The sequence below is a fragment of the Sphingobium sp. TomMM35A genome (assembly GCF_054771735.1).
In genome coordinates this window covers 1,243,296-1,258,410 of sequence record NZ_BSRC01000001.1, presented here as the reverse complement: position 1 = coordinate 1,258,410, position 15,115 = coordinate 1,243,296, and the positions used below count along the sequence as shown (strand labels likewise).

General features: G+C 62.8%; 12 protein-coding genes. 10 read left to right on the top strand and 2 right to left on the bottom strand.

Annotated features, from left to right (window positions below):
* Positions 1 to 10: 10 nt before the first annotated feature.
* The 8 genes from ACYU8T_RS06210 to ACYU8T_RS06175 all read left to right on the top strand — a co-directional run bounded on the left by ACYU8T_RS06210 (position 11) and on the right by ACYU8T_RS06175 (position 10,261).
* Positions 11 to 1,906 (top strand): XrtA/PEP-CTERM system amidotransferase, encoded by a 1,896-nt coding sequence (locus ACYU8T_RS06210; RefSeq protein WP_247231257.1) that lies wholly within the window; start codon positions 11 to 13, stop codon positions 1,904 to 1,906.
* Positions 1,907 to 2,011: 105 nt separating this feature from the next.
* On the top strand, positions 2,012 to 3,361 hold the full coding sequence (locus ACYU8T_RS06205) for an exopolysaccharide biosynthesis polyprenyl glycosylphosphotransferase (protein WP_441339471.1): 1,350 nt from the start codon (positions 2,012 to 2,014) through the stop codon (positions 3,359 to 3,361).
* On the top strand, positions 3,361 to 4,494 hold the full coding sequence (locus ACYU8T_RS06200) for a glycosyltransferase (protein WP_461158846.1): 1,134 nt from the start codon (positions 3,361 to 3,363) through the stop codon (positions 4,492 to 4,494). Before ACYU8T_RS06205 ends, ACYU8T_RS06200 begins: the two co-directional genes overlap by 1 nt.
* A gap of 62 nt (positions 4,495 to 4,556) precedes the next feature.
* Complete coding sequence (locus ACYU8T_RS06195) at positions 4,557 to 5,309, top strand: class I SAM-dependent methyltransferase (RefSeq protein WP_097091434.1); 753 nt, start codon at positions 4,557 to 4,559, stop codon at positions 5,307 to 5,309.
* Positions 5,310 to 5,338: 29 nt separating this feature from the next.
* Positions 5,339 to 6,628: a hypothetical protein gene (locus ACYU8T_RS06190; protein WP_461159762.1), complete on the top strand. Its 1,290-nt coding sequence runs from the start codon at positions 5,339 to 5,341 to the stop codon at positions 6,626 to 6,628.
* Positions 6,625 to 7,770: a glycosyltransferase family 4 protein gene (locus ACYU8T_RS06185; RefSeq protein WP_461158845.1), complete on the top strand. Its 1,146-nt coding sequence runs from the start codon at positions 6,625 to 6,627 to the stop codon at positions 7,768 to 7,770. Before ACYU8T_RS06190 ends, ACYU8T_RS06185 begins: the two co-directional genes overlap by 4 nt.
* Positions 7,767 to 8,519, top strand: coding sequence for an FkbM family methyltransferase (locus ACYU8T_RS06180; RefSeq protein ID WP_201513738.1), 753 nt, complete (start codon positions 7,767 to 7,769; stop codon positions 8,517 to 8,519). Before ACYU8T_RS06185 ends, ACYU8T_RS06180 begins: the two co-directional genes overlap by 4 nt.
* Positions 8,519 to 10,261 (top strand): MFS transporter, encoded by a 1,743-nt coding sequence (locus ACYU8T_RS06175; RefSeq protein ID WP_461158844.1) that lies wholly within the window; start codon positions 8,519 to 8,521, stop codon positions 10,259 to 10,261. The genes ACYU8T_RS06180 and ACYU8T_RS06175 overlap by 1 nt, the downstream gene beginning before the upstream one ends.
* On the opposite strand, the gene ACYU8T_RS06170 is transcribed toward ACYU8T_RS06175, so the two are convergent.
* Entirely contained in the window at positions 10,258 to 11,952 is a 1,695-nt protein-coding gene (locus ACYU8T_RS06170) for an amidohydrolase (protein WP_461158843.1), read from the bottom strand. The genes ACYU8T_RS06175 and ACYU8T_RS06170 overlap by 4 nt on opposite strands.
* The gene (locus tag ACYU8T_RS06165) at positions 11,949 to 12,818 is read right to left on the bottom strand and encodes an NAD(P)-dependent oxidoreductase (RefSeq protein ID WP_461158842.1); all 870 of its coding nucleotides are present in this window, start codon (positions 12,816 to 12,818) and stop codon (positions 11,949 to 11,951) included. Before ACYU8T_RS06165 ends, ACYU8T_RS06170 begins: the two co-directional genes overlap by 4 nt.
* A gap of 97 nt (positions 12,819 to 12,915) precedes the next feature.
* Between ACYU8T_RS06165 and ACYU8T_RS06160 the strand changes: the two genes are divergently transcribed.
* Both ACYU8T_RS06160 and ACYU8T_RS06155 read left to right on the top strand, forming a co-directional pair.
* Positions 12,916 to 14,163 carry a threonine ammonia-lyase gene (locus ACYU8T_RS06160; RefSeq protein WP_201513742.1) on the top strand — a complete coding sequence of 416 codons (1,248 nt, stop codon included), beginning with the start codon at positions 12,916 to 12,918 and terminating at the stop codon, positions 14,161 to 14,163.
* Positions 14,164 to 14,284: 121 nt separating this feature from the next.
* Positions 14,285 to 15,103: an arginyltransferase gene (locus ACYU8T_RS06155; protein WP_097091441.1), complete on the top strand. Its 819-nt coding sequence runs from the start codon at positions 14,285 to 14,287 to the stop codon at positions 15,101 to 15,103.
* The last annotated feature ends 12 nt before the right edge of the window (positions 15,104 to 15,115 follow it).

The following is a 15,115-nucleotide window of genomic DNA, read 5'->3' as shown; positions in this document are numbered from 1 at the left end:
GCCCGTTCGCATGTGCGGGGTAGCGGGCATCTTCCATCTTGAAACGGCCAAGCCGGTCGATCCGGCGCGGGTGCGCGCCATGCTGGACGTCATGCCGCATCGCGGGCCGGACGGCAGCGGCGTTTGGACAGCGCCGGGCGTGGGGCTGGGGCATGTGCGCCTTTCGATCATCGACCTTGGCGGCGGAGCGCAGCCGATGCTGACCGAGGACGAGAGCCTTGCCGTCACGTTCAACGGAGAAATTTACAATTTTGCCGAGGTTCGCGCCGAACTTGAGGCGAAAGGCCATGTGTTCCGTACCGACAGCGACACGGAAGTCATCCTCCACGGCTATCGCCAATGGGGCGAGGCCTGTGTCGAGCGCTTCCATGGCATGTTCGTCTTTGCCCTGTTCGACGCGCGGGCGCAGTCGCTTTGGCTGGTGCGCGATCGGCTGGGGGTCAAGCCTCTGCATTATGCCCAGCTTTCGGATGGCAGCCTGATCTTCGGATCGGAATTGAAGAGCCTTCTTGCCCACCCGTTGCTGCGCCGCGCACCGGATTTGGCTGCGGTCGAAGATTTCATGGCCTATGGCTATGTGCCTGACGACGCGTGCATCGTTGCAGGCGTGCGCAAGCTGGGGGCGGGGCATGCCCTGCGGCTGGTACGCGGGCGGCCCGTGCCGCAGCCGCAGCGCTATTGGGACGTGAGCTTCGCCGAACGCAGCAAGGCAAGGCCGGAGGCTCTTGAGGAAGAACTGGTCGCCCTTATGCGGCAGGCGGTCCGATCGCGGATGGTGTCCGATGTGCCGCTGGGCGCTTTCCTGTCCGGTGGGGTGGACAGTTCCAGCGTCGTGGCGCTGATGGCAGAGGCTTCCAACCAGGCGGTAAAGACCTGCACCATCGGCTTCGATGTCGCGAGCCTGGACGAAAGCGCTTATGCCGACCGGATCGCCCGGCGCTTTGCCACAGATCACCGCATGAGGATCGTGTCGCCCGACGATTATGGTCTCATCGATACGCTCGCCTTTCATTTCGACGAACCTTTTGCTGATGCTTCCGCGCTGCCTACCTACCGGGTGTGCGAACTGGCGCGGGAGAAGGTGACGGTGGCCTTGTCAGGCGACGGCGCGGACGAAGCCTTTGCCGGATATCGCCGCCATCGGTTTCAAATGCAGGGGGAGCGGGTGCGCGCGCTTATCCCCGCATCGGTTCGCGAACCGCTGTTCGGCACGTTGGGCCGCTGGTATCCCAAGGCCGATTGGGCGCCTCGATCGCTGCGGGCGAAGTCCACCTTCCTTGAATTGGCAGGCGAGGGGAGCGAAGCCTATGCGGCGTCCGTCAGCGTTACCCCCCATGCTCTTCGCCAGAAGCTGTTCAGCCAGGACATGCGGAGCCGACTGGGAGCCTATCGGGCGGAGGACCGCTATGTCCGCGCGATGGCGCAGGCGCCCGCGCGTGACCCCTTGGACCGGGCGCAATATGCCGACATTCATATCTGGCTGCCCGGCGACATACTGACCAAGACCGACAGGATGAGCATGGCCGTGGGGCTGGAGGCGCGTGAGCCATTGCTCGATCATCGGCTGGTGGAGTTCGCCGCCCGCCTGCCGGTGGCCCAGCGGATCAGGGGCAACAGTGGCAAATATCTGATGAAGAAGGCGATGGAGCCTTACCTGCCCCACGACATTCTCTATCGTCAGAAAATGGGGTTCGTCACGCCGATCAGCAGCTGGTTCCGGGGGCCTCTGGCGGGTGAGGCGAGTGCCATCGCTGGCGGATCGGCGCTTGCCCGAACGGGCTGGTTCGATGCCAAGGCGCTGGGGCGCATCGCGGCCGATCACAAGGCCGGAATGGCGGATCATGGTCGCCTGCTTTGGCAATTACTGATGCTGGACAAGTCGCTCGCCCGTTTGTTCGGGCTCTGACCGCCGCGCAGACGGTTGGCGACACGGGCCCTTCATGCAAAACCTTGCATGCAAGTCATACCGGTGCCAACGGAGCGGGCGGGTCAAGGGCAAGCAAGGACGCAAGTGACAGTTTCGAAGGAAATCGTTCGGGCGCGACTTTATCTGCTGTGCCTCCTTGGAGACCTGGCGGGGCTGTTCCTGTCTTTCCTGCTGGCGAACTGGTTCGTGCTCGGCGCGCTGCTCGGCGAGCCGGGGAAGCCGCATGGTCTGGTCATGTTCGCCATGGTAGCGCCGCTCTACATCTTGCTGGCGGTGCAAGGCGGTGCTTACGGCATTCATATGCTGGACGACATCCGGCGTGGCATCTTTCGCGGGCTGCTGGCCTTGGCGCAAGCGGCCTTGCTGATGCTGCTGGTGGTCTATCTCGGCAAGATCGCTGAACAGCTTTCCCGTTTGACCTTCATCACCGGCCTTGGCTTTTCCGCCGTCAGCGTGGCGCTGGTGCGGCTCGCGATCGCCCGGCTTGGGGCTCGTTTGCTGGGCGAGGTGCCGCATCTCACTGCCGTCATCAGGGATGGCGTGGACATCGAGACTGGCGCGCACATGGAAGTGATCGACGCTGCTGCCGCGAACCTGCGTCCTGGCCGCCACGATGCTGACATGGCGGCACGGCTGGCGGCGGCTGTCGGCATGGCGGAGCGCGTGATCGTCGCATGTCCGATGGAGCGGATGAGCGACTGGTCGGTGGCGCTCAAATCTCTTTCCGCGCGCGGGGAAATCGTGGTCCCGGAACTGCTGCGCTTCGCCCCTGCGCGCGTGGATGAGTTCGACGGCCAGCCGACCATCATCGTTGCCGGCGGTCCCTTCCAGTTCCGCGACCGCATCATCAAGCGGATTTTCGACATCATCGTTGCGACCGTCGCGACCATCATCATGTCGCCTGTGTTGATCACTGCCGCGCTGGCGGTGAAACTGACCAGTCCTGGCCCTATCCTCTTCAAGCAGCCGCGCATCGGGCGCGATGCCCGGCCGTTCAGCATCTACAAGTTCCGGTCGATGCGGATCGAGGCGGCCGATCACAATGCGGACAAGCTGACGGCGCGTGACGACGATCGCGTCACGCCGGTCGGGCGCTTCCTGCGCCGTACCAGCATCGATGAACTGCCGCAGCTGTTCAATGTGCTGCGCGGCGACATGAGCATCGTGGGGCCGCGTCCCCATGCCGCGGCGGCCAAGGCGGGCGACAGCCTTTATTGGGAAGTCGATGAGCGCTATTGGGAGCGGCATTGCATCAAACCCGGCATGACCGGCCTAGCCCAGGTTCGCGGCCATCGCGGATCGACCGACCATCATCAGGACCTGATCGACCGGCTCCAGTCGGACCTTGAATATGTGACGAAATGGTCGATCTGGCGCGACCTGCGGATCATCGTCGCGACCATCGGCGTGCTCGTGCACCACAAGGCCTATTGATGAGTGCGCTTGACCTAGCCCTCGTGCTTATCCTTGTCGCCTCCATCGTGGCGCTGCTTTGGCCGTTTCTGTTTTATCCGCTGATCCTGCGCGCTCTGCCTACTAAGCCGGAGCCACTCCGAGCGGGCGCTGCCCCGTCGGCTTCGCTGCTTTTCTGCGCCTATAATGAGGCTGCGGCGATGCCCGAGAAGCTGGCCAACCTCGCAATGTTGAAGTGCCTCCATCCAGACCTGGAGATCCTGGCGTTCGATGATGGATCGTCCGATGAAACGGCGGCCCTGATCGCCGCAGAGGGCGATCTGGTCACGCTGATCCGGGGGCCGGGCCGCAGTGGCAAGGCGCATGGCATGAAGCAATTGGCGGCGCGCGCTACAGGTGACGTCCTGATCTTCACGGACGCCAATGTGATGTTGGATGAACGAGCGATCGGCAATCTTCTCGCCCGCTATGCCGATCCGCAGGTGGGTGGGGTGCTCGGCTCGCTGCACTATATTGGTGAAGGGGACAGCGCGACGGCGTCGGTGGGCTCGCTCTATTGGCGGATCGAGGAGCGTTTGAAGGACGAGGAATCGCGCACCGGCAATGTGCTGGGCGCGGACGGATCGATCTTTTCCATCCGTCGCAGCCTCTATCCCGTCTTCCCCGATAGCGTGCTTGATGACCTGACGGTGTCGATGGCGGTGGTGTTTGCGGGCGCGCGTCTGGTCAAGGCCAGGGATGTCATTGCCAGGGAAAGGCTGGTTGCGGGCAGAGGCGATGAATATCGTCGGAAGGTCCGCATTGCCGCACGGGCCTGGCACACGCATCAGCATCTTCGGCCTCAGCTTCGGCGCATGGGGGGGCTCGACCGTTTCAAATATGCGTCGCGCAAGATCATCAGGTGGTTCGGGGGCGTGTTCATCCTGACCGGTGGGCTTGCGGCCTTGTCGCTAGCGTTGAGAATATCCCCTCTGCTGGCGCTTGCCGCGGCGTTCTTCGCCTTCCCGCTTCTGATAGCGGGAATGCGGGCCAAGTCGGGCCCAATAGCCGCTCTGACAGACATTCTCATCGCTTATGCGGCCACGCTTCAGGGGGTGATAAAGGCCATGTCGGGCCGCACCGTCACCATCTGGAATCCCGCCAAGTCACGCTGATCCCTCTCGCCAAAGGCCGGGCATGATGTATAGGCCCTCCCAATGCTGATCGGAGCCAAGGCGTGATTACTTTCCAGCGGGTGGCAAAGGCCGCCGGCAAGCATCTGACCCGGACCATGCTCGTCTTGCGCAAGGCGATAGGTGCGCGCGCAAATCGGGCGTGCACGGCTTGCGGCCAGTCGGTCGTCGGCTTCTTCCGCTATGGCGACAATGCGGAATGGGGCTGCCCCAATTGCGGTGCATCGCCACGCGAGCGGCTGATGAACCATCTGATCGCGGAAAAGACTCTCACGGTCCCGGAACAAGGCGCCATTCTGCACATGGCGCCTAACGAAGGCAGCCTGGTCCGTCGCTTTTCGACCGCCGCCGACTATGTGCCAGCCGACCTTGATCCGGCGCGCTATTCCGTCCCGGGCATGCGCCGCGTTGACCTGATGGCGCTGGCCGATGCGGACCGTTACGACCTGTTCTACGCCAGCCATGTCATGGAGCATGTGCCGGACGATCAAGCCGTCCTGCGCAATATCTATCGCGCGCTCAAGCCCGGTGGTGAAGCCTGGCTGATCGTGCCCTTGTGGGACAAGCCGACTGAGGACGGCAGTTTCGACATCCCGCCGCGTGAACGGGAACGGCGATTTGGTCAGTGGGACCATGTTCGCCAATATGGACTCGACTTCGCGGACCGCATCCGGGATGCGGGGTTCCAGCTGGAAGAGATCGACGCAAGCGGCATTGATGCCGACACACGCCATTTCTTCGCGCTCGACGATCGCCTGTTCCGTGCCCGCAAGCCGGTGGGAAGCACCGCGGGGTGAGCGCGCTGCTCGGCAGGACCATCACCAGGATGGAAGGGTCCGCCCGCTTCATCGCGCTCATCAAGCTTGCCAATGTCGGGCTGACGCTGATCTGGGGCTTTGCTGTCACTTATGTTTTCGTGCGTGTCCTGCCGCTGCGCGAATTTCAGGCGTTCCTGCTGCTGGTCGCCTTTGGCAACTTCACCATTTCAGCAGAATTTGGCCTGACCAGCATCATTTATGCCCGGCTGCGGCGCTACTGGCTGGGCCATGGGGAGGGGAGCGCTGATGGCTTCCGGCTTGAGGAGATGGGCGTCCTTTTCCTGTTCCTCGCCATGCTGATCCTTGGCGGTGTCGTGATCCTGCTTGTGGCGCTTGTGGCTGGCGGGTTCGATACGACGATGCCGCTTCTGTTCATCCTCTTCTTCCTTTCCGCCTGCATCAACTTGCCCGCCTTGCTCGCCAAAAGAGCGCTGGCTGCGGTGGACGGGAATTTCATCTGGGAGATGCTGGATTGTCTGCGGCGGCTGATGACGATCGCATTGCTGCTACTGATCCTCAAAGGATTGGACGCGCGCCTGTCGGTTGCGCTGCAAATTTTGATCAGCCTGATCGTGATCGGATATGCCATCGCGCTGGTGCATCGGCGGTTGGGGATGACGGCGCAGGACTGGCTCGCCTTCAGCCGGGGGGGCGCGCATGTCCGCACCCATTATCTGCAGGATATAGGCGCGTCGGCGCTGTTCACCATCTCGGAGATCGTGGCCTATAACGCCCCCTATTTCACCATAGCGGCTGCCACCCAGGATGCCCGGCCGATGCTGCTCTTCGACTTTTTCTTCAAGATGTCGCGGGCGCTTTCCATGGCGATCCGGGCGATGGTGGAAGCCGCGCTTCCCCGCATAACCCGCGCATTTCATGCCGGAGAACACGCTCGACTGCGTCAGTTGCTGACCCGCGCTTTGTCAGTTGCTGTCGTCTTTGCGCTCACGGCCTCGGTTGCGCTCCTGCTGGTCGGGCAATGGATTTTCGCCAAGCTCTTTGCGGGCCGCGCCGCCATCGACATGGTCGACCTGCTGCTCATCGATGGAGCCTTGCTCGCGCTCACCATGATCTGCGTGTCCGTCTATGTTCAGGCGGCGTTGGGGAGATTTTCCCATCTGCTCAAGCGCTCGCTACCATTCCTTGCCGGATCGCTGCTCAGCGTGCCGCTGGCCATGATGTTCGGGGATTGGTTCGACCGGGGGTTCCTCGCGCTCTACGCGCTCACGATGATCCTGGTTGCCGCGCTACACACGCTGTCCTTACGCCACCTCTTGGCTGAAACGGCCGCGCGATGAAGGTTGCGATGATCGATCCGTCGCTCTTTACCGGGCGATATGATGACAATCTGTGCGCGGCCTTGGCCGGCCAAGGCGCGGACGTGGCTCTGTTAGGACGGCCAATGCGCCAGACGGACGCCATCATCCCGGAAGGATATCGTTACGAGCCGCGCTATTTCCGACGTAGCGAGGCACTGCGCACAAGACTGGGCGAGGGGAAGGCTTTCCGTCTGCTCAAGGCCGCCGAATATGGCACGGATTGCGCTTTTGGCCGGACCAGAGCCCTGACAGCAGCAGATGTCGCTCATTTCCAGTGGTTGCCGCTCGCGCCCGCCGACCGCCTGCTCCTGCGCCGTTTGAAGGGGCGGGTGGCGCTGGTCCATACGGTCCACAATGCGGATGCCTATCATGCGGATGCTGGTGTGCAGGGCAGGGGATATCGCGCTTTGCTCGACATGTTCGATGCGCTGATCGTGCATGGCGATACGACCCGCGAGGCACTGGAGGCGCAGGGCATCGCTTCGGCTCGCATCCATGTTGTGCCGCACCCGCCGATGCGCCTTGGTTCAGCCGGTGCCGCAGATCTGGCCGCCATTGCCGACCCTTCCGTGCCGCGCTTGCTCTTCTTCGGCACGATCAGGCCCTATAAGGGCGTCGACATATTGATCGAAGCATGCCTCTCGCTCTGGCGGGCTGGTCATGTCTTCGAACTTGTCTTTGCCGGGAAACCCTTCATGGACATCGGCCCGCTGCTCGGCAGCGTGAACAAGGCGGGCTTTGGCAACCGGCTGATCACCGATCTTGGCTTCCTCTCCGAGCATCGGCTCGACGCCCATATGGCGAAGGCGGATGCCATCATCTTCCCCTATCGCCATATCGATTCCAGCGGTGCGTTCCTTTCGGCCTTGCATCATGGCAAGGCGATGGTGACATCGGACGTGGGCATGTTCGCGGCCCTGCCCGAAGACGTTGCGATCCGTACAAAGGCCGGAAATCCGGCCGATCTTTCTCAAGCCCTCTTGCGGCTCATCCAAAGCCCCGCCATCAGGCAGACGGCTGGCGCGGCGGCACGCGCCTATGGTGAGACTATGGGCAGTTGGAAGGACATGGCCTTGGCAACGATCGGCATCTACCGCTCAGTTATGGCCACGCGCGGATGAGCCGATATGTTCGCGAATTGGCCGACCGCGCGCTGGCGGTGCGCCTCGCCATTGCGGGGCGTGTGCACCAATATCCTGAAATCCAGGCGCTTCGCCGCTTCCTCTCCGCCTTTGCGATCGATTGCGTGTTCGACGTGGGCGCCAACCGCGGGCAATATGCGACCATGTTGCGCAAGGATGCGGGCTTTTCCGGCACGATCCTGTCCTTCGAACCCAATCCCGAGATTTTTGAAGAACTGTCCCGCCGGGCGGCATCCGATCGCAAATGGCGTGTCTTCAACCTGGCCTTGTCCGACTTCGACGGGCCAGCCAGCTTCAACATCATGGCGGCCGATCAGTTCAGCTCACTCAAGAAGCCGTCGGATGAGCAGGATGCGATCTTTGCCGATCGCAATCGGGTCACCCGCACCGTCGAGATGCAGTGCAGGCGGATCGATCGGCTTTTCCCAGAGCTTCAGGCTGAGAATGGCTTTTTGCGCCCCTTTCTGAAGATGGATACGCAGGGCCATGACCTGTCGGTGTGCGAAGGCGCAGGCGCGATGATCTCCAACATGGCGGGCGTGCAAACAGAACTTGGCGTGCGGCCCATCTATGAAGGCGGGACCAGCTATCGCGCCATGATCGACTGGCTGGGACAGAGGGGCTTCATGCCGTCGGCCTTCTTCGCCAACAACAAGGGGCATTTCCCCCTTCTGGTCGAAATGGACGGCGTTTTCGTCAACCGGGCGCTGCTCCCGCAAGGAAGCTGATGTACGCGCCACCAATCCGATCTGTTGATGCCCGGCGCCTTTTTCTGGCGGGCGCGATCGGCCTTGCCTTATGGGTGGGCGCGACGTTCCTGTGGCATGTGACCTATCGGCAGGGCGTCAGCCTGGCTGTCATCCTGTTTCTGGATCAGGATTTCCCAGCGCTCCTGGGCGGCCTCTTCCTGATGGCTCTGGCTGCCCCTTTTGCGGAGGGTATGGGATTTCGCCTGCCCAAGCCGCGCGCGCGCGTGATTGTGCCGCTGATAGTAGTTTTCGGCCTCATCGCCTGGGCCGGTCATTATTGGCTGTTCCAGAATTACGCGATCTCGCGCGATGAGGAAGTGGCACGCTTTGCCGCTGCCTATATGCGCGAAGGCTTGCTCGCCCGACCGATCCCCGCCGAATGGGAGCCCTATCGGCGTGCGATCATGCCGGAGTTTTTCTCGCCATTCGGCGCCGCGGATTATTGGACCGCCGCTTATCTGCCGGTGAACAGCGCGATCCAGGCGCTGTTCTGGCGGATGGGGGATCCTAACCTTGCGGGTCCTGCACTGTTGATCGCGGGGCTTTTCGCCCTGTGGCGCGTGGCGCTGCATCTCTTTCCGACGCGGGGCGATGCTGTTTGGGTGACAATGCTGCTGGCGTTGTCGTCCACGCAGCTGTGGGTCACGGCGATGACCCCCTATGCCATGACTGGCCATTTCGCGCTCAACATGGTCTGGCTCGCGCTGGTCCTGCGGGGGGGCATTGTGGGGCATGTCAGCGCGGGTGCGGTCGCATTGCTTGCCGCAGGGCTGCACCAATGGCATTTTCCGCCGATTTTCATCGCGCCCTTCATCTTGTGGATGCTGTTGTCGCGCCGCTGGGCCGTGGCCGCCTTTCACATCCTCGTCCTGGTTGCCATCGTCATCGTCTGGGCAAAGCTATGGCCGGGTTTCCTCGTCCAACTGCTCGGCCCCGCAGCGGATGTACGACCATCCGCAGGGGTCGCGGACAAGGTCGGCAGCCTGTTTGAACGTTTGGGGGACCGGTGGCAGCCGCTGGTCAATCTCAGCCGCTTTGCCGCGTGGAATAACATATTGATGGTGCCGCTTGCCGCGTTGGGCGTGACGGCGATGAAGTGGCGCAGCGCGCTCCGAGGCCAGGAGATCGCGCTGCCGCTGGCGCTTGGATGCTTTGCCGGTTGCGCGCTGGCGCTGGCGCAGGGCTATGGATGGGGGTTCCGCTATGCCCATGGCTTCATCGGGCCGTTCTGCCTGCTGGCGGGACTTGGATGGGCCCGTTTTCGGCCAGCGGCGATGCGGCCGCTCTATCTGGGGGTCGTGATCACGCTGGTCATGAGCGCCTTTCTGGTTTGGCGGACCCATGTTTTCGTTGCGCCTTATGCTGCCAGCCACCGCATGATCGACGCGTCGCAAGCCGACGTCGTCCTAGTTGACCCGCGCGGCGGTCTGTATGTCACCGACCTGGTACGTGGGCGAGACGGAGTGCCGGGACGGCCGATGGTCATGAACCTCGGCATGCTGACGCTGGAGCAGGTGGACGGGCTTTGCCAACATTATGTCGTGGAGCTGTTCGATCGGGCTGAGTTCCGGCCGCTCGGTGTGCCGCTCGCCCGCTGGAACCTTGGGCGCATGGATGCGCTGCGCGCCCATATGAAAGCGGTGGGCTGCGACAAGCCCGTCCTTCCGCCATTGGTGGAAACGATCGATGAGGCGATGAAAGCTTCGGGCGACGTGCTCTAGGGCTTGCTGCCCTTCATATAGACCCGTTTGCCGCCGATCCAGGTTTCCAGAACCTGCGTGGCCCGTACCTCGTTGGGACGAGCGACGGAAATATCCCGGTCTATCAGGATGAAATCGGCCCGCTGTCCGGGGATCAGGCTGCCGAACCGCTTTTCGGCAAAGCCTGCAAAGGCCGCCTGCCGGGTGTAGCCGTCGAGTGCGGCGTCGAAGCTTACGCGTTGCTGGGGCGTCCATCCGCCAGCGAGTTCACCCGAGCCGTCTTCCCGACTCATCGCTACTGCCATGCCGGCGAACGGGTTGGGTGTCGTAACGGGTGCGCCCGATCCCAATACCAGCGGGACCCGGTTGTCGAGCATCGTCTTCCAGGCATAGCCGCCGCTCAATCTCTTTTCCCCCAGACGTGCTACCGATACCCGCCAATCGGTCGCCAACCGCGCGGGTTGCATTGACGCAATGACGCCATTTTGCCCGAAGCGGGGCAGGTCGGCGGGATCGACGATGGCCGCCTGCTCGATCCGCCAGCGCCTGTCGCCCTTGTAGGTCAGCGCAAGCTCCGTGATCGCGTCCAGCACCTCGCTGTTCGCAGCGTCGCCCGTGGCATCGACGGCGATCTGGAAATTGTCCATCGCCGCGCGGCTCATCATGTTGCGCATCTGCGTCGAGGGGATCAGCGAATATCCACGCTGCCCGGGCGCGTCCGCATAGTCGGCCTTGAGCCATGCCCCGCGCGAGGCCAGCGATCCATCCAGTTCGAGCTTCAGCCCGCCCATGCGCAGCCGGTCCTCATAAAGCCATGGCGTAGGCTCAGGTCCTGCGATCAGCACCATATTGTCGAGGCCTTGCGCATAGGAGATGATCCGCACCCGCAGCGCGCCGCGATCAGCCGACCGGCGGAACGCCTGCCAATCCTCGATCGTCGTGCCCATGTCGGCGATGCCGGTGACGCCATTGGCCAGCAGCACCTGCTGCGCCCTTTCCAGCGCGATGTCCCGGTCTTTAGGGGCGGGAGGGGGCACCACCCGTTGGATCATGTCCATCGCCTTGCCCACGAACACGCCAGACGGCTTGCCTCCGGCCATTTCGATCCGGCCGCCGGCTGGCGCCTTGCTCGCCGCGCTTATGTTGGCGGCCCTCATCGCAGCCGAGTTGGCCCAGCCCGCCTGACCGTCAGCGCTTTCCAGCCAGACCGGCACGTCAGCCGTGGCAACATCGAGTTCAGCAGAGGTCGGAGCGCGATTGAGCCCCCAACGTTCCGCGCTCCAGCCCCGCCCGATTATCCATTTCCGCCCGCTATTGGCGGCGACATACTCCCTTATTCTGGCCTGCGCCTCTGCCAGTGATCGCGTGTCGGAAAGGTCGAGTGTTACCTGTGTCAGCCCCAGCGCCATGACGTGGCCATGCGCATCGATGAGGCCAGGGATCAGCGTCTTCCCGCCGCCATCCAACTGAAAGTCCAGCCCCTTGGGCCAGGTCTCGCCCTTCTTGAGCTTCTTTTTGCGGGGCGGCGCTTCATAGCGGCCCGGCAGCAATCTCTCGACCTTGCCTTCATCGTCGATCAGCAGCGCGCGAAAGCGCACCGTGCGTCCATTGGCGTCGACGGCGATGCCGTTCACATTGTCAATGACGCCGGACGCGAATGCGGGGAACGGCAGAGCGAGCGCGGTGACGGCAGCCAAAAGGGCTAGCTTCATGCCTTGGTGATCCGCCTGACCAGCGCGCTCGTATCCTGCCGGTTGCCGCCCATGGCCTGCACATCGGCATAGAATTGATCAACCAATGCGGTCACGGGCAGGGTCGCACCATTGGCGCGCGCTTCTTCAAGGGCAAGGCCTAGATCCTTGCGCATCCAATCAATGGCGAAGCCGAAATCGAAACTGTCCTGAGCCATGGTCTTCCAACGATTTTCCATCTGCCAACTTTGCGCCGCGCCGCCCGATACAGCTTCGAAGACCTTGTCCAGATCGAGTTCGGCCGCCTGGGCGAAGCGCAGCGCTTCGGAAAGCCCCTGCAGAACGCCGGCTATGCAGATCTGGTTCACCATCTTGGTTGTCTGGCCCGCGCCCGCGCCGCCGACATGCACGATGCGCGCGGCATAGCTTTGCATGACGATCCTCGCCGCTTTGACAGCAGGTCCGGTTCCCCCGCACATGATGGAGAGGCGGCCATTCTCCGCGCCCGCCTGTCCCCCTGAAACCGGGGCGTCGACGCAATGCAGTCCCCGGCTTTCGCCTTCGACGAACAGCTGCCGTGCAATCCGCGCAGATACGGTGGTGTGATCTATGAAGAGGCTGCCCGGCTTCATCGAGCGGAATGCGCCTTCCTTGCCGAGAGTCACTTGCGAAAGGTCATCGTCATTACCGACGCAGCTGATCACGATCTCCGCCTCTTCCGCCGCCTTGGCCGGGCTGACGGCGACGCCGCCGCCATAGGCCTCCACCCATTGCTTCGCCTTGCCGATCGACCGGTTATAGACGGTCAGCTGGTGCCCGGCCTTCGCCAGATGCCCGGCGACTGGGCCGCCCATGACGCCCAGCCCGATAAACGCGATATTAGCCATATGCCTCGTACAGTTAGCCGCGTGGCCTTTTGCCATAGGGCGAGATTTCGCCAAGGGCCAGTTCCTTCCGAGCTAAATTTCCGCTAGGGGCGAGCGCATGAACACGTTGAGCAAGATCGAAAGCGCAATGCCGCTGCCTGTAACCGTCGATGACATATTGGCGGCACGCGTGCGGATTTCTGGCGCGGTCGTGCACACCCCGACGCTGATCAGCCAGACCTTGTCCGACATGCTCGGATGCAAGGTTTACCTGAAGTTCGAAAATCTTCAGTTCACCGCCGCCTATAAGGAGCGCGGCGCGCTCAATCGCCTGCTTCAGCTGGATGCTGCCGCAAAGGAAAAGGGCGTGATCGCCGCATCCGCCGGCAATCATGCGCAGGGGCTTGCCTATCATGGCCGCCGCCTGGGCGTGCCCGTGACGATCGTCATGCCGGTGACGACGCCGACCGTGAAGGTCACGCAGACGCAGGGGCATGGCGCGACGGTGGTGCTGCATGGCGAGAAGTTCGACGATGCCAGCACATATGCGCGCCAGCTCGCCAAGGAACATGGGCTGACCTTCGTCCATCCCTTCGATGAACCGGACATCATGGCGGGGCAGGGCACTGTCGCGCTTGAGATGCTGGAGGACGCGCCGGAGATCGACACGCTCGTCATACCGATCGGCGGCGGCGGCCTGTTTTCCGGCATGGCCACGGCCGCCAAGGCGATGAAGCCTGACATCCGTATCTATGGCGTGCAGGCGGAACTTTATCCGTCCATGTACAGCCACATCAAGCAGACGAACCTCGCCTGCGATGGAGATACGCTGGCGGAAGGCATTGCCGTCAAGCAGCCCGGCGAGCTGACGCGCCGCTTCGTGGAGCGCCTTGCAGACGATGTGCTGCTGGTCGATGAACGCCATTTGGAAGAAGCGCTGAGCCTGCTGCTCCAGATCGAGAAGACGGTGGTCGAGGGCGCGGGTGCGGCTGGCCTCGCCGCGCTGCTGACGCATAAGGAATTGTTCGCGGGCCGTAATGTGGGCCTGGTCCTGACGGGCGGCAACATCGATCCGCGCCTTCTGGCGAACGTGCTGCTGCGTGACCTCGCGCGCTCGGGCCGCCTGGCACGGCTGCGCATCATCCTGCAGGATCGTCCCGGCGCTTTGTTCCATGTCGCGCGCATCTTCGATCAGGAAGCGGTCAACATCCTGGAGCTGTCGCACCAGCGCATCTTCACCAATCTTCCGGCGAAGGGCCTCAGCTTGGATGTCGAATGTGAAACGCGCGACGGCGAGCATCTCGACCGTCTGATCACGGCGCTCAAAGCCGCTGGATATGAGGTCGCGCCGATCGAGGTCGCCTGATTTGCGCCTTGATCCGGGGCGGCGCATTTTTCGTGGTAAATAACCTTTTCACGGACGGCTGCGGGCGTCATAGTCTGTCCATGACTCAAGTTTGGCGCAGCGTTTTGACGGAGACCGTGGCGTGAGCGCACCATTTCGTTTCCCGCGCTTCTTCGTGACGAACCCCAGCCCGTGTCCCTACCTGCCGGGTCGCAGCGAGCGTAAGGTTTTCACCGAACTGAACGGCGACAATGCGTCGGAATTGAATGACGCGCTTGGCCGCATCGGTTTCCGCCGCAGCCAGAACGTCGCCTATCGGCCGAGTTGCGCCGACTGCTCCGCCTGTGTTTCGGTGCGTGTGGTGGCGGGGGAGTTCACGCCCAACGCAACGCAGCGCAAGCTCATCCGCCGCAACAGCGACCTGGTCGTGACGGCTTGCAAGCCTTGGTCGACCGAAGAACAGTTCGAACTGCTCCAACGTTATCTCAAGGCGCGCCACCCCGGCGGCGGCATGACCGAGATGGACGAGATGGATTTCGCCGACATGGTCGAACAGACTCCGGTCGAAAGCCATGTGGTCGAATATCGCGAGCCGGGTAGGAATGGCCGCCCCGGCAAGCTGATCGGCGCATGCCTCACCGACCGGCAGGGCGATGGCCTGTCGATGATCTACAGCTTCTTCGATACGGAGCTGGAGCATCGCAAGGGACTCGGCAACTTCATCATCATGGATCATATCCTGCGCGCCGCGAAAGCCGGTCTGCCCTATGTGTATCTCGGCTACTGGGTCGAAGGTTCGCAGCGGATGCAATATAAGGTCCGCTATCGTCCGCTCGAAAAGCTGAGCCGCAGCGGCTGGGTCCGTTTCGACCCGATGGAGCAGGATCGGGCCATCCAAGGCGTTCTGCCGCGCGACGAACCGCCGCTGCCGATCGAACTGGCGGGCATATTCCGGAAATGATGATTGTCCGGA

What these genes read in the sequence shown, in the direction of transcription:
- ACYU8T_RS06200 (WP_461158846.1), top strand. Translation starts at nt 3,361, where the DNA reads ATGAGTGCGCTTGACCTAGCCCTCGTGCTTATCCTTGTCGCCTCCATC.
- ACYU8T_RS06160 (WP_201513742.1), top strand. Translation starts at nt 12,916, where the DNA reads ATGAACACGTTGAGCAAGATCGAAAGCGCAATGCCGCTGCCTGTAACC.
- ACYU8T_RS06190 (WP_461159762.1), top strand. Translation starts at nt 5,339, where the DNA reads ATGGAAGGGTCCGCCCGCTTCATCGCGCTCATCAAGCTTGCCAATGTC.
- ACYU8T_RS06210 (WP_247231257.1), top strand. Translation starts at nt 11, where the DNA reads ATGTGCGGGGTAGCGGGCATCTTCCATCTTGAAACGGCCAAGCCGGTC.
- ACYU8T_RS06165 (WP_461158842.1), bottom strand. Translation starts at nt 12,818, where the DNA reads ATGGCTAATATCGCGTTTATCGGGCTGGGCGTCATGGGCGGCCCAGTC.
- ACYU8T_RS06175 (WP_461158844.1), top strand. Translation starts at nt 8,519, where the DNA reads ATGTACGCGCCACCAATCCGATCTGTTGATGCCCGGCGCCTTTTTCTG.
- ACYU8T_RS06180 (WP_201513738.1), top strand. Translation starts at nt 7,767, where the DNA reads ATGAGCCGATATGTTCGCGAATTGGCCGACCGCGCGCTGGCGGTGCGC.
- ACYU8T_RS06170 (WP_461158843.1), bottom strand. Translation starts at nt 11,952, where the DNA reads ATGAAGCTAGCCCTTTTGGCTGCCGTCACCGCGCTCGCTCTGCCGTTC.
- ACYU8T_RS06185 (WP_461158845.1), top strand. Translation starts at nt 6,625, where the DNA reads ATGAAGGTTGCGATGATCGATCCGTCGCTCTTTACCGGGCGATATGAT.